Here is a 19,543-nt window from a genome sequence, read left to right on the forward strand (position 1 = left end):
GCAGTACGACACGAAAGTTCTCACCGTCATGTCTGAGACAACTGGTGCCAGCTACGCGAGCGCAGGCGTCGACATCGAGGCGGGCGACCGCGCCGTGGAGCTCATGAAGGAGTGGGTGAAGAAGACGCAGCGCCCCGAGGTCCTCGGCGGCCTCGGCGGCTTCGCCGGCCTCTTCGACGCCTCCGCCCTCAAGCGCTACGAGCGCCCGCTCCTGGCCTCCGCCACGGACGGCGTGGGCACGAAGGTCGACCTCGCCCGGCAGCTCGGCGTGTACGACACGATCGGCCACGACCTGGTCGCGATGGTCATGGACGACATCGTGGTGTGCGGCGCCGAGCCGCTCTTCATGACCGACTACATCTGTGTCGGCAAGGTCCACCCGGAGCGCGTGGCCGCCATCGTGAAGGGCATCGCCGAGGGCTGTGTCCTCGCGGGCTGTGCCCTCGTGGGCGGCGAGACGGCCGAGCACCCCGGTCTGCTGGGCCCGGACGACTTCGACGTCGCCGGCGCCGGTACGGGCGTGGTGGAGGCCGACCGGCTGCTGGGCGCGGATCGTATCCGTAAGGGTGACGCGGTGATCGCCATGGCGGCCTCCGGCCTTCACTCGAACGGGTACTCGCTCGTCCGGCACGTCCTCTTCGACCGGGCGAAGCTGAAGCTCGACCAGCACGTCGCCGAGTTCGGCCGCACCCTCGGCGAGGAGCTCCTGGAGCCCACCAGGATCTACTCGCTGGACTGCCTGGCGCTGACCCGCACGACCGACGTGCACGCGTACTCGCACGTCACGGGCGGCGGACTGGCGGCCAACCTGGCCCGCGTGATCCCGGACGGCCTGCACGCCATCGTGGACCGCGCGACGTGGACCCCGGCTCCCGTCTTCGACCTCGTCGGCACCACGGGCCAGGTCGAGCGCCTGGAGCTGGAGAAGACGCTGAACATGGGCGTCGGCATGATCGCGATCGTGCCGGAGGACTCCACGGACGCGGCCCTCGCCACACTCGCCGACCGCGGCCTGGAGGCCTGGGTGGCGGGCGAGATCACGGACCGAGGCGACCACGAGACGGGCGCGGCCCTGATCAACGACTACGCCCCCCACTGACCGACGACCACCAGGACGGCGAAAACCCGCGCAGCCTCAAAGGGGCGCGGGAAACGGCGCAGTCGTTCAAGGGGCGCGGGGAACGGCGCAGTCTTTTAGGGGCGCGGGGAACTGCGCAGTCCTTTTCGGGGGCGCGGGGAACGGCGCAATCCTTTTAGGGGCGCGGGGAACTGCGCGACCAGCCACGACGAACCCGCAGCCGACCAAGCCCCCGCAGTGGCCCCGCAACCAGCGGAGCGACCACGCGCAAAACCCGGTCCGGCGAACTGCCCCGGACCGGGTGAAGCGCAGCTAGAACGACATGCGCAGCTAAAGCGTCAAGCGCCGCGGCGTTGCGACGTGGGACCGGACTCGTCGTCCTCGTCCTCGTCGTCGTTGTAGAGATCCGCGTACTGGGCGTACGGGTCGTCTTCCTCGTCGTCGTCCTCGAACGGCTCGCCATTCGGCGGCTGTTGCGAAGTCGAAGCGCCCAGCTCATTGGCCAGACGCGACAGATCAGTCCCGCCGCTGCTGTACTTCAGCTGGCGGGCGACCTTCGTCTGCTTGGCCTTTGCCCGGCCGCGCCCCATGGCTCGACCCCCTCGGATACGGGGCTCGACGGCCCCAGAGTCTTGACACGCGTTCATGGTCGGGAACGGGCTCTCCGTGGAGAGACCGGTCCGTAGGGCTTCCACGGTACCTGAGCCCACGCCCATACGGTACGTCGCCCGCAGGACGCGCCTGTGCCCAGAACCCGCGAGGTGCCCTGTCCTCGCTGGTCAACCGCGATTTTAACCTCTTCTCGGCGGGCGACCCGCCGACGAACGTGAGAGTTCTCTCCCGCACCCGCCGGCAGGTACCCCGCGGGACGTTCCGGACGGCTTCCGGACGTCAGGGGCGGCGGGCCTCCGCCATGCGCTGCTCGGCGATCCGGTCGGCCGCGGCGGCCGGCGGAATGCCGTCCTCCTTCGCACGAGCGAATATGGCCAGCGTGGTGTCGAAGATCCTCGCGGCCTTCGCTTTGCACCGGTCGAAGTCGAAGCCGTGGAGCTCGTCGGCGACCTGGATGACACCGCCCGCGTTCACCACGTAGTCCGGCGCGTAGAGGATTCCGCGGTCGGAGAGGTCCTTCTCCACGCCCGCGTGCTCCAGCTGGTTGTTGGCCGCCCCGCAGACGATCCGGGCGGTGAGCACCGGCACCGTGTCGTCGTTCAGGGCGCCGCCGAGCGCGCAGGGGGCGTAGATGTCCAGCCCCTCCACCCGGATCAGCGCGTCGGTGTCGGCGACGGCCGTCACGCCGGAGGGGTGCCTGTCCAGGATCCGGCGCACGGACGCGGCCCGTACGTCCGTGATCACGACCTCGGCGCCGTCCTCCCGCAGATGCTCGACCAGGTGGTGCCCCACCTTGCCGACCCCCGCCACGCCGACCGTACGGCCGCGCAGTGACGGGTCGCCCCACAGGTGCTGGGCGGAGGCCCGCATGCCCTGGAAGACCCCGTAGGCCGTCAGGACGGACGAGTCGCCCGCGCCGCCGTTCTCGGGGGAGCGCCCGGTGGTCCAGCGGCACTCGCGCGCCACGACGTCCATGTCCGCCACGTAGGTGCCGACATCGCAGGCGGTCACGTAGCGCCCGCCGAGCGAGGCCACGAAGCGGCCGTACGCGAGGAGCAGTTCGTCGGTCTTGATCTGTTCGGGGTCACCGATGATCACGGCCTTGCCGCCGCCGTGGTCGAGCCCGGCCATGGCGTTCTTGTACGACATCCCGCGGGCGAGGTTCAGCGCGTCGGCGACGGCCTCCGCCTCGCTCGCGTACGGGTAGAAGCGGGTGCCGCCGAGGGCCGGGCCCAGGGCGGTCGAGTGGATGGCGATGACGGCCTTGAGGCCGCTGGCTCGGTCCTGGCAGAGGACGACCTGCTCATGTCCCCCCTGATCCGACCGGAACAGGGTGTGCAGTACGTCGTCCGCGCTGCTGGTTACGTCGGTCACTGTGGTGACTCCCAGGTAATGAGCGGCGGGCGGGGCGGCCCCCGTACGGGTGGCGGGGGTCCGTGTGGCACGAGATTAGAGCCTGGGCGGGACCGGCATCCGCCCAGTGGTCAGGATCACCCTCCCCCGGAGTACGGTCCCGGGGGGACGTGGGACGATTTGCAGGGGTTTCCCGCGCGCCCGCACGCAGGTCCCGCGGTTTTCCGGCGGGTCCGCGGGGGAGGGAGCAAGCGTGCCCAAGGTGTCCTCGTTGATCGTCCCGTATGCGTCCTATCTCCGCGTGTACGAACCGCTCGCGGCGTTCCCGGAGCCGGAGCGCGGCCACTGGGCCCGCTACGCGCGCCGGCCCGAGCGCCCCTCGTACCAGGACGAGCTGCGCAGGTCGCTGGCCGACCTGCTGCCCACTCCGCCGGTCCTGGTGCCGGTGCACGAGAGCGGCGACGCGTTCGTCGCGGACGTGGACGGCGTGCTCGTCGTGTGTCCCTGGCGGACCCGACTGCGGGGCTGGCAGGCGCTGGAGGACCTGGACGAGGAACTGCCGGAGCCCGTCCTGGACGCGGCGCTGCCGCAGGTCGTGCGCCGTCAGGCGGCCCAGGACTACGAGCGCTGGATCGCCCGCAATCCCGACGCCCGGCCGTGGATCCGCACGGCGGTCTGGCAGGTGCCGCTGAACTGGTTCGTGCTCGTCTCGGACGAGGAGCGCGAGTACGACAAGGGCGCCGGGTCCGGGGGCGGTTCGCGGGCCGGGGAGGACGCGCCCGTGCTCCGCTACCGCACGCCGATGGTGGAGGCGCGGCGGCGGGTGGCGCGGGCTCTGCGGACCCTGCGGGACACCCTCGACGAGGGGCCGCTCATCGACGGCCTGGTGGACGTGGGGCGTTGGCTGGAGGAGTTCCACCCGCGCGCGCTGGTGGAGCTGGACTACGGCGGTCTCGTGCACGTCCTGCCCGCCGGGGAGCTCGACGGCGACCACTCGGCCGCGGATGTCGCCGAGGGCATCGAGGCGTTGCGCACGGGAGACGGGGCCGGCGCCGGGGAGGCGTACGGTCGGCTCGTGGAGCGGTGGCGGTCGGTCCTGGACCGCCGCTCGGCGAACTGAGGCCGCCCGCGGGGGTGACGATTCCTGTGCGTCACGGGATCTGACAGGACGTAAGTCCCGATCCGGGTCGTACGGGGTAAGCGTGACGGACGGCACTAACGCGGACCTTGCGCCGAACGCCCCTCCTCATGCCAAAATAGGACAAGGAGTCCGGGGAGGGCTCCTTCTGCCCACGTATGGGTGGAATCTCAGCATTGCACGCTATGGGGGGTCTCGTGACTCCTGATCGCTCTGTGACTGATCGTCACAGTGGCGTGACTGTCCGCTATGGCATGGTCCATCGGCTTCCGTCGCTGATGAACACCTGGGAGGGCAATTCCATCGGTTTGGCCGACGCGGCTGGACGGATGGTGTAGTTGTAGTGCCGAGGACAAGCCGTTCGTCCTATAACCGACTCGACCCGCATCCGCCATTTCGGGCAACGCGGGTCAAGGTGCAGAATTTAGAGGAAAGAACCGAGAAGGTTCGGTTCTCCCGAGGAGGCCGCTCATGACCGCTCGCACCCCTGATGCCGAGCCGCTGCTGACCCCGGCTGAGGTCGCCACGATGTTCCGCGTGGACCCGAAGACGGTTACGCGGTGGGCGAAGGCCGGCAAGCTCACTTCGATCCGCACGCTCGGCGGCCACCGCCGATACCGCGAGGCCGAGGTTCGTGCACTGCTCGCGGGCATTCCGCAGCAGCGCAGTGAAGTCTGAACAACAACTCCATAGCAGGGCATTCCGGCAGGTCCCCCACTTGTCGGTACGCCCGAACCCAAGCTCCGAGCGACGCGGATCCTGCCCCAACGGGGTCCACGCCCGAGTAAGAACCACAAGCAGCATGGGTGCGTCGTAGATCGCGCTGGACTCCGCCGGGTCCAGCGCGATCTTTTTTGTGCGCTGGTCATGGGGTGTCCGCGCCGGTGAGGTCGCTCTGTGAGCGGCCTTGTCGCAGTCTGGGGGAGGCTGTGGGATCAGCTGTGGGTCACCCTCGGAGGCTGGTGCAATTGCACATATTAAATTGACCAGTTGTAGGTGAGGGGTAAGTTCCGTGGGTTTGAAAACTTATGCAGTGACACCCGTCACATGTCCTGCTTCTTGTTGCGTGTGACGTTCCTGCGTTAAAGGAGGCTGCGTTCATCTGGGGCCGCGCGAGGGGCAGTTGGTGCGCGGCGGTCGATCACGCGGAGGGGCGCTCGTCCTCCGTGGCGTCCTCCAGGTCCTCCGGGTACTCCGGGTTCTCCGGGTCTTCCGTGGAGGCGGTCGGAGCGGACTCCGTGACCAGTCGCAGGAGTCGGTGGCAGATCGGGCAGTGTCTCGTCCGGTGGCGATGGCCGGAGGCGGCCGACAGGTGGGCGCGGAGCAGGGCTCGCGTCTCATGCCGAGCGGTCGCCGCCATGGTCACCTCCGGTGGGGTCTGTCGGCTCCGGTGAGGGCTCTCGGCCCTGGTTTCTAGGTACTGGCGGAATGTGACGGCGTCAAGACCGTGCGGCGCCGTGCGGGGCTGTGGAGGGCTCGTGGGGGCGGTGTTGACCGGGTGCCGGAGCCGGCGCTTCGCCGGTGCTTCGTCGGCGGGCTCGTGGCGTGGGGTCGGCCGCCGACCGGTGGGGCCGGCCGCGCAGTTCCCCGCACCCCCGGGAAGCGCGTCCGCGCTGAGCCGCGAACGGAAGGGGGCGTGCTCCTCGCCGGAACACGGCATGAAGAAGGCCCCGCATCCTTGCGGATGCGGGGCCTTCTTCGACTGGTGCGGTCCTGACGGGATTTGAACCCGCGGCCTCCACCTTGACAGGGTGGCGAGCACTCCAAACTGCTCCACAGGACCAGGTTTCGCAGTGCGATCTTGCGTTGCGCTGCGAGACAGGACTCTACAGGAGGGTGGGCCTCCCGAGCGAACTCACCCCGTGTGCGGACGCCGTCACGGAGCGGCGGCGTCGATCGCCTTCACGATGCGTTTGTCGGAGACGGGGTACGCCGTGCCCAGCGCGTGCGCGAAGTAGCTGACCCGCAGCTCCTCGATCATCCAGCGGATGTCCAGGACGGAGGAGGGGACGGGGCGGCCCTGCGGCAGCTGCTCCAGCAGCCAGGCGTACTCGTCCTGCATCTCGTGGACCTTCTCCATCCGGCTGGTGTCCCGCTGGACGTTCGTCGGCATCTGCTGGAGCCGGCGGTCCGCCGCCACCAGATAGCGCATCAGGTCCGGCAGCCGCCGCAGTCCGGTCGCCGTGACGAAGCCGGGCCTCACGAGGGCGTCCAGCTGCGTCCGTACGTCCGTCAGGTTCGCGAGGAGCACAGGGCTGCGTACGCCCTTCAGACGGCGCTCACAGGCCTGCCAGGCGGCCAGCACCTGCTCCACCCGGCCGACCGTGCGGACCGTCGTGTCGACGATCTCCGCGCGCACCTTGTCGTACAGCTTCCGGTACGACTCCTCGTCCCAGGCCGGGCCGCCGAAGTCCCCGATCAGCTTGTCGGCGGCGGCCATCGCGCAGTCGTCGAACAGGGCCTGGATCGACCCGTGCGGGTTCGCGGACAGGGCCAGCTTCTGCGCGTTCGTGAGCTTGTCCGACGCGAACTTCGCCGGATTCACCGGGATGTTGCGCAGGATGAGCCGCCGCGTGCCCTTCCACATCGCCTGCTGCTGCTCGGCCTCGGTGTCGAAGAGGCGTACGGAGACGGTGTTCGCCGCCGGTCCGTCGTCGACCAGCGCGGGGTACGCCTTCACCGGCTGGCCGGCCCGCCGCGTCTCGAAGACGCGGCTGAGGGAGCCGATGGTCCAGTCGGTCAGCCCCGTGCGCTCCAAGGCCTCCCCGCCCTGCCGCTCGGCCGTCGCCGCCGCGGCCTGCGAGATCGCCTCGCGCGCCTTCGGCTTCAGCCGCAGCTTCAGGACCTCCAGGTCCTTGTCCTCGGCCAGCTTCCGGCGCCGCTCGTCGACGATCCGGAAGGTGATCCGCAGATGGTCGGGGAGCCTGGACCAGTCGAAGTCGTCGGCCGTTAGCGGCACGCCGACCATGCGCTTGAGCTCGCGCGCCAGCGTCGCCGTCAGAGGCTCCTGGAGGGGCACCGCCCGCTCCAGGAACCGCCGGGCGAAGTCGGGGGCCGGTACGTAGTTGCGGCGGATCGGCTTCGGGAGGGAGCGGATCAGCTCGGTGACGACCTGCTCCCGCAGACCCGGGATCTGCCACTCGAAGCCCTCGTCGGTGACCTGGTTCAGCACCTGGAGCGGGACGTGGACGGTCACGCCGTCCGCGTCGGCGCCCGGCTCGAACTGGTACGTGACCCGGAACTTCAGCCGCCCCTGCCGCCACGCGTCCGGGTAGTCGTCCTTGGTGACCGCTCCGGCCGTCTCGCGGATGAGCATCGAGCGCTCGAAGTCGAGGAGTTCGGGCTCCTCCTTGTGCTTGTGCTTCCACCAGGAGTCGAAGTGGGCGCCGGACACGACGTGTTCGGGCACCCTCTCCTCGTAGAAGTCGAAGAGCGTGTCGTCGTCGACCAGGATGTCCCGGCGCCGCGCCCGGTGCTCCAGCTCCTCGACCTCGGTGAGGAGCCGGCGGTTGTCGGAGAAGAACTTGTGGTGCGTACGCCAGTCGCCCTCGACGAGTGCGTTGCGGATGAAAAGCTCGCGGCTGGTCTCGGGGTCGATGCGCCCGTAGTTGACCTTCCTCTGGGCGATGATCGGCACGCCGTACAGCGTGACCTTCTCGTACGCCATCACCGCCGCCTGGTCCTTCTCCCAGTGCGGCTCGCTGTACGTGCGCTTCAGCAGGTGCTCCGCGAGCGGTTCGATCCACTCGGGCTCGATCCGCGCGTTGACGCGGGCCCACAGCCGGGACGTCTCGACGAGCTCGGCGGACATGACGAAGCGCGGGGGCTTCTTGAAGAGGGCGGAGCCGGGGAAGATCGCGAACTTCGCGTTGCGGGCGCCCACGTACTCGTTCTTCGTGGTGCTCCTGCCGCCCTCGCGGCCGCTGTCCTTCCCGGTCCCGGTCGCGCTCTCCTTCACGTCCTTCATGCCGATGTGGGAGAGCAGGCCGGCGAGGAGCGAAAGGTGGACCTGCTGCTCGGGTGCGTCGTCCTCGTTCGGATGAATGCCCATCTGTTTCGCGACGGTCCGCAGCTGCGTGTAGATGTCCTGCCACTCGCGGATCCGCAGGAAGTTCAGGTACTCCTGCTTGCACATGCGACGGAACGACGACGAGCCGCGCTCCTTCTGCTGCTCGCGCACGTACCGCCAGAGGTTGAGGTACGCGAGGAAGTCGGACGTCTCGTCCCTGAAGCGGGCGTGCTGCTGGTCCGCCTGTGTCTGCTTCTCGGCCGGGCGCTCGCGCGGGTCCTGGATGGAGAGCGCGGCCGCGATCACCATGACCTCACGGACGCACCCGTTCTTGTCGGCCTCCAGGACCATCCGGGCCAGGCGCGGGTCGACGGGCAGCTGGGCGAGCTTGCGGCCCGACGGCGTGAGGCGCTTGCGCGGGTCCTTCTCCGTCGGGTCGAGGGCGTTCAGCTCCTGGAGGAGCTGTACGCCGTCGCGGATGTTGCGGTGGTCCGGCGGATCGATGAACGGGAACTTCTCGATCTCCCCGAGTCCGGCCGCGGTCATCTGGAGGATGACGGACGCCAGGTTCGTACGGAGGATCTCCGCGTCGGTGAACTCCGGCCGGGCGAGGAAGTCGTCCTCGGAGTAGAGGCGGATGCAGATGCCGTCGCTGGTACGGCCGCAGCGGCCCTTGCGCTGGTTCGCGCTGGCCTGCGAGATCGCCTCGATGGGGAGGCGCTGGACCTTCGTGCGGTGGCTGTATCTGGAGATGCGGGCGGTGCCCGGGTCGATCACGTACTTGATGCCGGGGACGGTCAGGGAGGTCTCGGCGACGTTGGTCGCCAGAACGATCCTGCGCCCGGTGTGCGCCTGGAAGACGCGGTGCTGCTCGGCGTGCGAGAGCCGCGCGTAGAGAGGGAGCACCTCCGTGAACCGGTACTTCTTCTTCTCCAGAGCGTCCGCGGTGTCGCGGATCTCCCGCTCCCCGGAGAGGAAGACGAGGATGTCGCCCTTGCCCTCGCCCTGCAGTTCCTCGACGGCGTCGCAGATCGCGGTGATCTGGTCGCGGTCGGAATCGTCGCCCTCCTCCTCCAGGAGCGGGCGGTAGCGCACCTCCACGGGATACGTGCGCCCGCTGACCTCGACGATCGGGGCGTCCCCGAAGTGCCGGGAGAAACGCTCGGGGTCGATGGTCGCGGAGGTGATGACGACCTTGAGGTCCGGACGCTTCGGCAGCAGCTGGGCGAGGTAGCCCAGCAGGAAGTCGATGTTGAGGGACCGCTCGTGGGCCTCGTCGATGATGATCGTGTCGTACGCGCGCAGCTCGCGGTCCGTCTGGATCTCGGCGAGCAGGATGCCGTCCGTCATCAGCTTGACGAAGGTGCCGTCCTGGTTCACCTGGTCGGTGAAGCGGACCTTCCAGCCGACGGCCTCGCCCAGCGGGGTGTCCAGCTCCTCGGCGACCCGCTCGGCGACGGTACGGGCGGCGATACGGCGGGGCTGGGTGTGCCCGATCATGCCGCGGACGCCACGGCCCAGCTCAAGACAGATCTTCGGGATCTGGGTCGTCTTCCCGGACCCGGTCTCACCGGCGACGATGACGACCTGGTGGTCGCGGATGGCGGCCGCGATGTCGTCCTTCTTCTGGCTGACGGGCAGCTGCTCGGGGTACGAGACGGCCGGCACGCGGCCGCGGCGCTCGGCCATGCGGAGCTCGGCCGCGGCCACCTCCGCCTCGATCTCGGCGGTGACGGCGGCGCGGGCCTCTGGTTTGCGGATCCGGCGCGCGCCCTCGAGCCTGCGCCCGAGCCGGTGCGCGTCGCGCAGTGACAGCTCGGCCAGACGGGGGGCGAGATCGCCGAGGGCGGGGGCAGGATGCGTAGACATACGCGGCCCAGGATCTCACCTCGGGGAAACGAGGGGCGAACGCTTTTGCGCTGCGGGACGGTCAGGGCGTCCGCGACGGAGAAATATCCCTTCCGCGGCTTTAGCGTGTGCGTATGTCCGAGATGCCGCACGGTGCCCATGGCCGGCCGCCCACACGTCGCGAACGCTGGGGCTCCTTCAAGGCGTCCCCTTTCCTTCCCGCGTCGGTGCTGGTCCTGATCCTCGCCGCCGCGGCGGGCCTCTTCGCCGGCTCGTACACGTATTCCATGGCGAACCCGACCCCGCGCCACGTGCCGACCGCGACGGTGGGCGCGTACGACGAGGGACGGGGCAGGGCCTTCCTCGCCGGGATGGAGAAGGCGCTCGACGCCTCCCTGGAGATCCACCCCTACGACAGCGGGGCGGCGGCCGTCGAGGCGATGAACGACCAGGAGGTGTTCGCGATCCTCGATGTGCGGGACTCAGGCCGGGCGGTCGTCCTCGACGTCTCCGGGGCGTCCGGGGCCTCGGTCGCGGAGCTGCTGGAGAAGACCGCGCCGGCCGTCGGCAGGTCCACGGGGGTGGCGGTCACGGTCCGGGACATCAACCCCTTGCAGGAGGGTGATCCGCGCGGGCTCGCGATCTTCTACATCTCGCTGGCCGCCGTGATCATCGGCTTCGTCGGGGCGATCCAGCTCAGTGTGCACGCGCGGGAGCTGAACCCGCTGGAACGCATCGGGTTCACGGCCGCGTACGCCCTGCTCGGCGGGTTCGTCATCGCGGCGGTGGTCGACTGGCTCCTGGACGCCCTGGATCTGCCGTTCGTCGAGTCCTGGCTGATCCTCTCGCTGACCATGTTCACGTCCGGCATGGTCTTCTCGATGTTCAACACCCTGTTCGGGCGCTGGGCGATGCTTCCCACCTGGGGTCTGATGGTCCTGCTCGGCAACCCCTCCTCGGGCGGCGCCGTCTCCTGGCCCCTGCTGCCGTCGCCGCTCGGCGTCATCGGCCGCTGGCTGCCACCCGGGGGCTCGGTCAACGCCCAGCACACGGCGGTGTACTTCGCCGGTCACCAGCACGTGTTCCCGTTCCTGGTCCTCGGGGGCTGGGCGCTGGTGTCCTGCACGGTCTTCTGGATCTGGCGACACCGGCACCCGGGCGGCAGGGAGGAGAGCCCGGCCCACGCGGCGGGCTCCCCGGCGGCCCCCTCCCAGGAGGCCTCCGGAGGCGGCGCCGCGGCCTGAGAGCCCTTCAAGGGGCGCGGAAAACTGCGCGACAGGCCCCCACGAACCGGCAGCCGAACGAACCGGCGACCGGTGACAGGCACACGACGAAAGCCCCGTCCGGCGGACGGGGCTTTCGGGTGGTGGCTGGGGCCGGGATCGAACCGGCGACCTATCGCTTTTCAGGCGATCGCTCGTACCAACTGAGCTACCCAGCCACGCGATTCACGAGGAATCGCAGCGGTCCTGACGGGATTTGAACCCGCGGCCTCCACCTTGACAGGGTGGCGAGCACTCCAAACTGCTCCACAGGACCAAGCTTTGCGTGCGAACAGTGTCGCACACCGTTTTGCATGCTCCCAACGGGTTTTGTACAGCCGCGACATGCCGCGAAAGTCATTCCGTCGTGAACTCGAGCTTGCGCTCTTTGCGACTTCCTGACTGCCTCGCCGCCGTCGGTCTGGATGTTCCCAGTGGCCGGTCGGGGGCTTTCCTGGCGGGCTGATGTCGCTGGAAAAGCGTATCAGACAGGCGGGTGTGCTCCGCGTGCTCCGATCTTGGTCCAGGACGGCCCACACGGCGGTTCTGGAGGGCGGCTGAAGTCCCGCTCGGAGCGTCGTCCACGGACGTCGCCCGTGGCGGCGGTGTCTGTAACGCTCGGCCGAGAGATCTCTAATGTCTCGAAACTCGTGACGGGGAGCCCCGCATGCCCGATGCCGCATGTTTCACCGTGCCTTCTTCCGACGCCGCCACCGCGACCCTGCTCCGGCAACTGGTGCTGGCGGCCGGACCGCTCAACGTGCTCCAGGCCGGCTGTCCCGACGAGTCGTCCACCGCCCGGATCGCCGCGGCGCTGAGCGAGAACGGGCGCGGCCGGATCATGTGCTGCGAGACGGACACCGTACGCGCCGAGGTGGCCGCGGCGGCGGTCGAGAAGGCCGGACTCGGGCGGTACGCGCAGGTGCGGGTGGGCAGCCCGGCGCGGTTGCTGCCCACCGTGCCCGGGCCGGTCGACCTGCTGCTGCTGGCCGGCCCGGCCGAGTCCTTCCTGCCGCTGCTGGGGCTGCTGGAGCCCAGGATGCTGCCGGGAGCGGTGGTCGTGGCGCACGGAGTCCGTGACGACCCGGCCCGGTCCGCGGACTTCCTGGCACACCTCCGGGTTCCCGGCAGCGGCTATGTCTCGCTGCCGCTGCCGTTCGACGGCGGCCTGGAGGTGGCCGTCCGCGCCGCCTGACCCGTGCCGAGGAGCGGCGCGGCCGAAAAGCGGCGCACCGACGCACCCCATCGAGGAGCACCCACACCGAGGAGCGCCGTGTCCCTTCGTCCGTTCAACCCGGAGTTCCTGCCCGAGGGTCATCCCGACAAGATCGCGAAACGGTCCGGCGGCACCGTACCGGCCGCTCTGTGGCGGGGACTGGTGCGTTACTGCCTGCGCCCGACGTACCGAGGGCTCGTCGCGCTCGGCTCCATGCACGTCGCCTCCCTCTGGCATCCGGAGCTCGGCCCCGCGCCCTGCCCGCCGGAGGACGAGCCGGAGAGTGACCCACCCTCCTACAGGACCTCTCGAGTGCGCCTCCAGAGCACCCCGAAAGTCTGGCCGCACCGTCCCACCTCCCGAGGAGAACTGTGATGAGTGACGCACGTCTGGTCGGCACCTGGACCACGCAGCTGGACGACGACGGAAAGGCTGTTCCCGGGCTCGTCTCTTTCGCGGCGGACGGCTCCGTCGTCTCCACCCAGCTCAATACGAAGAACATCGGCCTCGGAACCTGGCGTTCGACCGGCCGGGACACCTTCGAGTACGGCTTCCACGTCCTGGCCGCCGACCCCGAGGGCAAGCACGTCGGTGAGGCCCGTGTCCGCGTGTCAGGCGAGTTCGTCTCGGACACCGAGTGGCAGGGCACCGGCGGAGCCGAGTTCTTCGACCCGCAGGGCACCAAGCTGCGTGGTCACGCGGGCTCCAAGGTGACCGCCGGCAAGTTCGGCATCGAGGACTGATGGGGGCGGCGGCGCTGAGGGACCGTCTCGGCGGCGACCTGGTCCTGCCGAACGATGCGGGCTTCGCCCTGGCCAGGCAGCTCCAGAACACCGAGTACGACACGATCGAGCCGCACGCCGTCGCCTACTGCGCCTCCGCGGAGGACGTCGCGCACTGTGTGCGTCACGCCCGGGACCGGGAGCTGCGGGTCCACGTCCGGGGCGGCGGCCACAGCTTCAACGGCTGGTCGACCGGCGAAGGGCTGGTCGTCGACCTGTCCCGGATGAACCACGCCGTGGCCGCGGGGCCCGTGGTCCGCCTCGGGGCGGGCGCCCAGTCCCTGGACGCGCTGGACGCCCTGCGGCCCCAGCACCGCCAGCTCGTCACCGGCACGTTTCCCACGGTCAGCGCCGGCGGGTTTCTGACCGGCGGCGGAATCGGCTGGCAGACGCGGAAGTTCGGGCTGGGCAGCGACCGGGTCACCGCGGCGCGGGTGGTGCTCGCGGACGGCAGGACGGTCCGCTGCTCGGCCACCGAGGAGCCCGATCTGTACTGGGCGCTGCGCGGCGGGGGCGGCGGGACCTTCGGCATCGTCACCGAGTTCGAGGTGCGCCCGGTGGACGCCCCGACGATGACCGGCTTCGAGACGCTCTGGGCGTACGAGGACGCCGTGGAGGTGCTGACGGCCTGGCAGGAGTGGGCCGCCGAGGGCCCCGACGAACTCGGCACCTCGTTGGTGGTGCTGCCGGGCATGTTCGGGCCCGGCGGGCGTCCCGTGGTGCGTGTCTGGGGTGTGCACCTGGGCTCGGCCGAGGAGCTGCGGGCCGCTCTGGACGAACTCGCGGAGCGGGCCGGGAGTAAACCGCTGAGCAGGACCGTCGGCCCGCGGGGCGGATACGCCGAGGTGATGCACGAGGCGCTGTGCGGCTCGAAGACCGTGGCCCAGTGCCACCGCACCGGCACCGGCCCCGAGGCCGAGGGACACCGCCATCCGTACACCCGGCAGAGCTACCGGCTCACCGGCCGGGCCGCGACCCGTGCGGAGTCGGCGGCGCTGCTCGACGCCTGGGACCCCGCGCTGGACGCGGTGGGCCAGGAACGCTATCTGCTGTGCATCGCGCTGGGCGGCGCGGCGAACCGGGTGCCGGCGGCGGCGACCGCCTACGCGCACCGGGACGCGCGGTTCCTGATCGGCTATCAGTTCGCCTGTCGTGACATGGCGTCGGACCCTGCGGCCCAGGGGCGGCTGACGGCCCTGGCCGACCGGGCGGCGGTGGCCCTCGCGCCGCTCGCCTGCGGCTCGTACATCAACTTCCCCAGTTCCCGGGTGAGCGAGCACTGGGAGACGGAGTACTACGGCGACAACCGTGCCCGGCTGCGCGAGGTGAAGAGGGCCTACGACCCGGAGGGCTTCTTCCGGCACGCGCAGAGCATCGGCCATCGCGCCCCGACGACCGAGGTGGAGTCATGAGGACAGATCTGCGGGACAAGGTGGTGCTGGTCACCGGCGCCTCGTCGGGCATAGGCCGGGCGACGGCCGTGGCGTACGGAGAGGAGGGAGCGAGGGTCGCGATCACCTACCACGCCCATGAGGACGGCGCCCGGGAGACGGCGAGGCTGGTGACCGAGGCGGGCGGGACCCCGCTGGTGGTGCGGTACGACCTCACGGACGAGCAGTGCGTACGGGACGCGGTGGGCCGGGTCGCCGAGGAGTGGGGCGGCATCGACGTCCTGGTGGCCAACGCCGTGGTCTGGAGCGAGGCGATCCCGCGGCCCGGAAGTCCGGTACCGCGATTCGAGGACGTGCCGGCGAAGCAGTGGCAGGAGGTGCTGCGCAACTCCGTCGAGGCCGTCTTCCACACGCTCCAGGCGGCGCTGCCGTCGATGCGAGGCCGCCCGTGGGGCCGGGTCGTACTGCTCGGCGCGGGTCTCGCGGAGGCGGGCAAGGCCGGCGCCGGAGCGTACGGCGCGGGCAAGTCCGGGCTCTTCGGGCTGATGCGGAGTCTGGCCTGGGAGCTGGGCCCCGAGGGGATCCTGGTCAACATGGTGGTGCCCGGGCAGACCAGCACCGAGACGGTGCGGGCGCACGTGCCCCCCGGTTTCCTGGAGGAGAAGGGCAAGACCCTGCCGTCGGGGCGGATGTCCTCCCCGGAGGATGTGGCGCGGGCCGTCGTCTTCCTCGGTTCGGCCGCCAACGGCAACACCAACGGCGAGACACTGCGCGTGACCGGCGGCACCTGACAGACGCCCCGGCCCCGTGCCGCCGTGCGGGCCCCGCCGTTCTCCCGGCAGCTTCGAGTTGTCCTGGCCAACGGCGGGGCCGGTGTCGTGGGCCGGAGGTACGGTCGGGCTCCGAGCGGGCCGGCGGTGGCCGGAGCCGGCCCGACAGATGTGCCCGCACCCCGTGTGACCAGGGAATCCGTCGGTCCCGTCGGCCGTGCTGCCGGTCGAGTTGTTCTCGACGGTGCTTCGAGAACGGCGGTCCAGGGTGTGGGGCATGGAGATTCGCAGCCTCGACGGTGACGACCCGGCGACCATCGCCGCCCTGCTCCCAGGGTTCCGGGAGACCATGAGCCTGGAACTGCCCGCCGATCCGCCCGTGACGGAGGCGCTCCTCGCGCGACTGTTCCAGCGCCGCCACGGCACGGAACGCCTCGTGCTCGTCGCGTTCGCCGACGACACCCCGGCCGGAGTGCTGAAACTCGGCCTCGATCTCGGTGATCCGGCCGGCCCCGGGCACGGTTCGCTGTGGGTGTTCCCCGGCTTCCGCCGGCGAGGGGCCGGCCGGGCGCTGGCGGCCGCGGGCCAGTCGGCTCTGCGGGAGCGGGGCCGGGACCTGCTGCTCGCCGACAGCCCCGCCGGGGCCGCCGCCGAGCGCTTCGCGGAGCACCTCGGAGCGCACCGCCTCGGCGAGAGCGTGCGCAACCGGCTGCTGCTGGCCGGGCCCGCCCGCGCGGTGCTGGAGGACGTGGTGACCCGGCCGGTGCCCGGACACCGGCTGGTGTCGTGGAACGGCCCCTGCCCCGACGACCTCGTCGAGTCCTACGCACGGGCCTGGAGCGCACTGGAGGAGCGGGTCAACGGCCAGGCACGGGTGCGCCGTCCGTCCGTCGCCGACGTACGGGCGCGGGAGGCCGAGGCGCAGCGGGCCGGGCACCGGCCCGTCGCGGTGGCGGCGCTGCCCGCGGACGGCACCCGAATCGTCGGCTACAGCACCCTGTTCGTGCGGGACAGCCCGATGGCGGACTCGGGCGAGACGCTGGTGCTGCCGCAGCACCGTCGGCGGGGCCTCGGCACCTGGTTGAAGGCCGAGCTGCTGCTCCGGGCGGCGCGGGAGAACAGCCGGCTCGCGCTGGTCCAGGTCTTCAACGACACCACCAACACCGCCGTGGTCGCGCTCAACCGGAAGCTGGGCTTCGAGGCCGACTCGCGCTGGTCGACGTACGGGCTCAAGGCCTGAGCGCCCGGCGGACCACCGCCCCCGCGGGCCGTTCTTGCCTTCCTTCCTTCCTTCTCCTCTCATCCGACTCCTCTCATCCGAGCCATCGCTCGTCCGAGCCGATGGTCCGAGCCGATTCGAACCGAAAGGAACCAATGACCACCGTGATTCCCGCGGGGCAGCGCACGCGCAACGCCGAGCTGATCCGTGATCTGTACGGGACGCTCTACGGCGAGCACCGCTTCGAAGAGGCCGGCCGCTTCTTCCACCCCGACTTCACCGACCACGACCCGATGGCCGCCTCCGCCGCCGGGGACGGCCCGGCCCTCCCCGGGAGGACGCTCGTCCGGGAGTTCCCGGGGCTGCGCGCGGAGATCGACCACCTGGTGGCCGACAACGACCGGGTCATGCTCTTCGCGACCTGGACCGGGCGCAGCCCTTCGGGCGAGAATGTCAGGCTGCACACCGCCGAGCTGTACCGCACGCGGGACGGCAGGATCGCCGAGCACTGGAACGTGGTCGACCGGGACGTCCTCGCCGGGCACGGCGTGGCAGGCGGGCCGGAAGTCAGTGGCCAGCCCTCCGCTCCCGGCCTGCACGGTCCGCACAGCGGCACCGAGCGGGCCAACGCGGACCTGGTGCTCGGCGCGTACCGCGACGTCTTCAGCGAACACCGGCTGGACCTCGCCGAGCGCTACTACCACCAGGACTACCGGCACCACAACATGCGGACCGACGCGGTGCCGGACGGGCTCGACGCCTTCAAGGCGTTCTTCGCGGACAACATCGCCGCCTTCCCCGACCTGGTCACCACCGTGGACCACATCGTCGCCGCCGACGACCGGGTGATGGTCTTCGTGACCTGGACCGGCACGCTCACCGGCGCCTGGAGCGGTGGCGGCCCCTCCGGGCGGCCCCTGGAGATGCGCACCTGCGACCAGTTCCGGATCGAGAACGGGAAGGTGGCGGAGCACTGGGAGGTCGTCGACTACCTGGCACTGGGCCAGGCAGGACTTCCGACACCGTGAGCAGGCCCGACGCCCGTTCCGAGATCCGTACCGGGACCCGGGCCGCTCAGCGGGCCGGGATCCTCCACGAGAGAAGGACTCCGCGATGACTTCCAGTTCAGGCAGTGCACCCGTACCGGACGCACCCGACGCACCCGTACTGATCATCGGCGGCAGCCTGACAGGTCTGTCCACCGCCCTCTTCCTCGCCCATCACGGCGTCCCCTGCACCCTGGTGGAGCGCCACCCCGGCACCTCGATCCATCCGAGGGCCGTCGGCTACTACCCCCGTACCGGCGAACTGCTCCGCCAGGCGGGGGTCGAGGACGTCGCCGTGCGGGAGGCGGAGGGTTTTCGCACGCACCGCACCCGGGCCGGGGTGACGTCCCTGGCGGGTGAGGTGCTGTTCAGCAAGGAGGAGCTGGAGGGCGACGACGAACTGGGCGATCTCACCCCTTCCCGGCTGCTTCTTCTTCCCCAGGACCGGCTGGAGCCGCTGCTGCGGGACCGCGCCGTGGCACTCGGTGCCGACCTCAGGTTCGGTACGGAGCTGCTGTCCTTCGCGGAGGACCCGGACGGTGTCACCGCCGTCCTCGGTGACGGGGCCGGCGGCACCAGGTCCTTCCGCAGCTCCTACCTGGTGGCCTGTGACGGGCCGCGCAGCATCGTCCGGGAGGCGCTGAAGGTTCCACGGCAGGGGCGGGGGGTCCTGTCCCGCCATGTGAGCATCGCGTTCGGAGCGGACCTGCGGCCGGTGCTGGGAGAGCGCCGCTACAGCGTGGTCCATGTGAAGAATGACCAGGTCACCGGGATTCTTGTACACGATGACACTCTCACCGGAGGCACGCTGATTGTTGGCTACCGCTCCGAGGACGGCGAGAGTCTGGAGGACTTCACCGACACCCGCTGTGCCGAGCTGGTGCGTGCCGCCGTCGGATCGCCCGGCGTCGAGGTGACGATCCGCTCGCGCTTCCCCTGGGACATGGCGGAGCAGGTCGCGGAGGGCTTCGTCCACGGCAGGGTGCTGCTCGCGGGTGACGCGGCCCATGTCATCCCGCCGACCGGTGGCTACGGAGCCAACACCGGTATCGCCGACGCCCACAACCTCGCCTGGAAGCTGGCCCTGGTGGTCGAGGGCGTCGCGGGGGCCGGCCTCGCCGAGACGTACGACGCCGAGCGCCGACCTGTGGGGACATACACGGCGGAGCAGGGCTCCCTGCAGCTCGCCGTGCGTTCCGGGAGCGCCACCGAGGAGCAGCGGGCGGCCGCCGCGGACGCGGTGACGGTGACGACGGGTCAGGCGTACCGTTCCGCCGCGGTCGTCGGGGAGCCGGAGGGCGCGGACTTGCCCGTCGTCTCCGATCCGCGGGCGCTGCGCGGCGAACCGGGAACCCGTGCCCCTTACGCGATGCTGTCGCGCGGCGGGGATCCGGTCTCCACGCTCGACCTGTTCGGGCGGGGCTTCGTGCTGCTGGCGGCGGAGCGCGGCGGGCCGTGGCTGTCGGCCGCCGCCGCGGCATCCGCCGAGCTGGGGCTGGAGGTCACCGCGCGCCGGGTGGTGCCGGGCGCGGACGGCGGGGCGGGCACGCTGGCGGACCCGGACGGCCGCTGGGCCGAGCTCTACGGAGGTCTGCGCCCCGAAGGGGCCGTGCTGGTACGGCCGGATGGTTTTGTCGCTTGGCGGTCGGTGGGCGCGGACCGCGAGAGCGCGGAGGCCGCGGCGCTGACGGCGGCGCTGCGGACGATCCTCGCGAGGGAGTGAGCGCGGGCCGTGGTCCCGCCGCGGTCGTGGGCGCCGGCGCGCGGGCCCTTCGGCCCGGGCCCCGTCCTGGCCCGGTCGCGCACCGAACCCGGTGCG

At 70.7% G+C, this 19,543-nt stretch carries 16 protein-coding genes and 3 tRNA genes; 12 read left to right on the forward strand and 7 right to left on the reverse strand.

Annotated elements, in window-relative coordinates:
• The first annotated feature begins 28 nt into the window (after nt 1-28).
• Nucleotides 29-1,099 carry a phosphoribosylformylglycinamidine cyclo-ligase gene (purM, locus tag KUF83_RS03800; RefSeq protein WP_217453088.1) on the forward strand — a complete coding sequence of 357 codons (1,071 nt, stop codon included), beginning with the start codon at nt 29-31 and terminating at the stop codon, nt 1,097-1,099.
• 317 nt (nt 1,100-1,416) lie between these two features.
• Here the strand turns inward: purM and KUF83_RS03805 are convergent, their stop codons facing one another.
• Nucleotides 1,417-1,668, reverse strand: coding sequence for a DUF3073 domain-containing protein (locus KUF83_RS03805; protein WP_055613827.1), 252 nt, complete (start codon nt 1,666-1,668; stop codon nt 1,417-1,419).
• A 301-nt stretch (nt 1,669-1,969) separates the two neighbouring features.
• Nucleotides 1,970-3,064, reverse strand: a complete 1,095-nt coding sequence (locus tag KUF83_RS03810; protein WP_217453089.1) for a Glu/Leu/Phe/Val dehydrogenase dimerization domain-containing protein — start codon at nt 3,062-3,064, stop codon at nt 1,970-1,972.
• Nucleotides 3,065-3,296: 232 nt separating this feature from the next.
• Between KUF83_RS03810 and KUF83_RS03815 the strand changes: the two genes are divergently transcribed.
• Together KUF83_RS03815 and bldC are read left to right on the forward strand one after the other, a co-directional pair.
• Nucleotides 3,297-4,163 carry a hypothetical protein gene (locus KUF83_RS03815; RefSeq protein WP_217453090.1) on the forward strand — a complete coding sequence of 289 codons (867 nt, stop codon included), beginning with the start codon at nt 3,297-3,299 and terminating at the stop codon, nt 4,161-4,163.
• Between the two features lie 489 nt (nt 4,164-4,652).
• Entirely contained in the window at nt 4,653-4,859 is a 207-nt protein-coding gene (bldC, locus tag KUF83_RS03820) for a developmental transcriptional regulator BldC (RefSeq protein WP_027749187.1), read from the forward strand.
• A gap of 463 nt (nt 4,860-5,322) precedes the next feature.
• Here bldC and KUF83_RS03825 read toward each other — a convergent pair whose 3' ends face one another.
• From KUF83_RS03825 to hrpA, 3 genes are all read right to left on the reverse strand, one after another.
• Nucleotides 5,323-5,541 (reverse strand): DUF6274 family protein, encoded by a 219-nt coding sequence (locus tag KUF83_RS03825; RefSeq protein ID WP_217453091.1) that lies wholly within the window; start codon nt 5,539-5,541, stop codon nt 5,323-5,325.
• Nucleotides 5,542-5,889: 348 nt separating this feature from the next.
• Nucleotides 5,890-5,964 (reverse strand) — tRNA-Asp (locus tag KUF83_RS03830).
• A gap of 93 nt (nt 5,965-6,057) precedes the next feature.
• A complete protein-coding gene (gene hrpA, locus KUF83_RS03835) occupies nt 6,058-10,059 on the reverse strand; it encodes an ATP-dependent RNA helicase HrpA (protein ID WP_217453092.1) in 4,002 nt (1,333 codons plus the stop codon).
• A gap of 113 nt (nt 10,060-10,172) precedes the next feature.
• Here hrpA and KUF83_RS03840 point away from each other — a divergent pair, with 113 nt between their 5' ends.
• On the forward strand, nt 10,173-11,282 hold the full coding sequence (locus KUF83_RS03840) for an ABC transporter permease (protein WP_217453093.1): 1,110 nt from the start codon (nt 10,173-10,175) through the stop codon (nt 11,280-11,282).
• 120 nt (nt 11,283-11,402) lie between these two features.
• Here the strand turns inward: KUF83_RS03840 and KUF83_RS03845 are convergent.
• Nucleotides 11,403-11,479, reverse strand: a tRNA-Phe gene (locus KUF83_RS03845).
• 23 nt (nt 11,480-11,502) lie between these two features.
• Nucleotides 11,503-11,577 (reverse strand) — tRNA-Asp (locus KUF83_RS03850).
• 390 nt (nt 11,578-11,967) lie between these two features.
• On the opposite strand from KUF83_RS03850, the gene KUF83_RS03855 reads away from it, so the two are divergent.
• The 8 genes from KUF83_RS03855 (at nt 11,968) to KUF83_RS03890 (ending at nt 19,447) form a co-directional block, all read left to right on the forward strand.
• The gene (locus KUF83_RS03855; protein ID WP_217453094.1) at nt 11,968-12,495 is read left to right on the forward strand and encodes a class I SAM-dependent methyltransferase; all 528 of its coding nucleotides are present in this window, start codon (nt 11,968-11,970) and stop codon (nt 12,493-12,495) included.
• Nucleotides 12,496-12,573: 78 nt separating this feature from the next.
• Entirely contained in the window at nt 12,574-12,891 is a 318-nt protein-coding gene (locus KUF83_RS03860) for a hypothetical protein (protein ID WP_217453095.1), read from the forward strand.
• Nucleotides 12,891-13,259 (forward strand): hypothetical protein, encoded by a 369-nt coding sequence (locus KUF83_RS03865; RefSeq protein WP_217453096.1) that lies wholly within the window; start codon nt 12,891-12,893, stop codon nt 13,257-13,259. Before KUF83_RS03860 ends, KUF83_RS03865 begins: the two co-directional genes overlap by 1 nt.
• Nucleotides 13,259-14,710, forward strand: coding sequence for an FAD-binding oxidoreductase (locus tag KUF83_RS03870; RefSeq protein ID WP_217453097.1), 1,452 nt, complete (start codon nt 13,259-13,261; stop codon nt 14,708-14,710). Before KUF83_RS03865 ends, KUF83_RS03870 begins: the two co-directional genes overlap by 1 nt.
• Nucleotides 14,707-15,480 carry an SDR family NAD(P)-dependent oxidoreductase gene (locus KUF83_RS03875; RefSeq protein WP_217453098.1) on the forward strand — a complete coding sequence of 258 codons (774 nt, stop codon included), beginning with the start codon at nt 14,707-14,709 and terminating at the stop codon, nt 15,478-15,480. The genes KUF83_RS03870 and KUF83_RS03875 overlap by 4 nt, the downstream gene beginning before the upstream one ends.
• A gap of 256 nt (nt 15,481-15,736) precedes the next feature.
• Nucleotides 15,737-16,699, forward strand: coding sequence for a GNAT family N-acetyltransferase (locus KUF83_RS03880; protein ID WP_217453099.1), 963 nt, complete (start codon nt 15,737-15,739; stop codon nt 16,697-16,699).
• 134 nt (nt 16,700-16,833) lie between these two features.
• Nucleotides 16,834-17,706 carry an ester cyclase family protein gene (locus KUF83_RS03885; RefSeq protein ID WP_217453100.1) on the forward strand — a complete coding sequence of 291 codons (873 nt, stop codon included), beginning with the start codon at nt 16,834-16,836 and terminating at the stop codon, nt 17,704-17,706.
• An 85-nt stretch (nt 17,707-17,791) separates the two neighbouring features.
• A complete protein-coding gene (locus KUF83_RS03890) occupies nt 17,792-19,447 on the forward strand; it encodes an FAD-dependent oxidoreductase (protein ID WP_217453101.1) in 1,656 nt (551 codons plus the stop codon).
• The last annotated feature ends 96 nt before the right edge of the window (nt 19,448-19,543 follow it).

It is taken from the genome of Streptomyces sp. BV286 (assembly GCF_019090165.1).
GTDB lineage: Bacteria > Actinomycetota > Actinomycetes > Streptomycetales > Streptomycetaceae > Streptomyces.

Coding starts and splice junctions, on each gene's coding strand:
- KUF83_RS03825 (WP_217453091.1), bottom strand. CDS start 5,541: ATGGCGGCGACCGCTCGGCATGAGACGCGAGCCCTGCTCCGCGCCCAC.
- KUF83_RS03840 (WP_217453093.1), top strand. CDS start 10,173: ATGTCCGAGATGCCGCACGGTGCCCATGGCCGGCCGCCCACACGTCGC.
- hrpA (WP_217453092.1), bottom strand. CDS start 10,059: ATGTCTACGCATCCTGCCCCCGCCCTCGGCGATCTCGCCCCCCGTCTG.
- KUF83_RS03880 (WP_217453099.1), top strand. CDS start 15,737: ATGGAGATTCGCAGCCTCGACGGTGACGACCCGGCGACCATCGCCGCC.
- KUF83_RS03890 (WP_217453101.1), top strand. CDS start 17,792: ATGACTTCCAGTTCAGGCAGTGCACCCGTACCGGACGCACCCGACGCA.
- purM (WP_217453088.1), top strand. CDS start 29: ATGTCTGAGACAACTGGTGCCAGCTACGCGAGCGCAGGCGTCGACATC.
- KUF83_RS03870 (WP_217453097.1), top strand. CDS start 13,259: ATGGGGGCGGCGGCGCTGAGGGACCGTCTCGGCGGCGACCTGGTCCTG.
- bldC (WP_027749187.1), top strand. CDS start 4,653: ATGACCGCTCGCACCCCTGATGCCGAGCCGCTGCTGACCCCGGCTGAG.
- KUF83_RS03855 (WP_217453094.1), top strand. CDS start 11,968: ATGCCCGATGCCGCATGTTTCACCGTGCCTTCTTCCGACGCCGCCACC.
- KUF83_RS03885 (WP_217453100.1), top strand. CDS start 16,834: ATGACCACCGTGATTCCCGCGGGGCAGCGCACGCGCAACGCCGAGCTG.
- KUF83_RS03865 (WP_217453096.1), top strand. CDS start 12,891: ATGAGTGACGCACGTCTGGTCGGCACCTGGACCACGCAGCTGGACGAC.
- KUF83_RS03875 (WP_217453098.1), top strand. CDS start 14,707: ATGAGGACAGATCTGCGGGACAAGGTGGTGCTGGTCACCGGCGCCTCG.
- KUF83_RS03805 (WP_055613827.1), bottom strand. CDS start 1,668: ATGGGGCGCGGCCGGGCAAAGGCCAAGCAGACGAAGGTCGCCCGCCAG.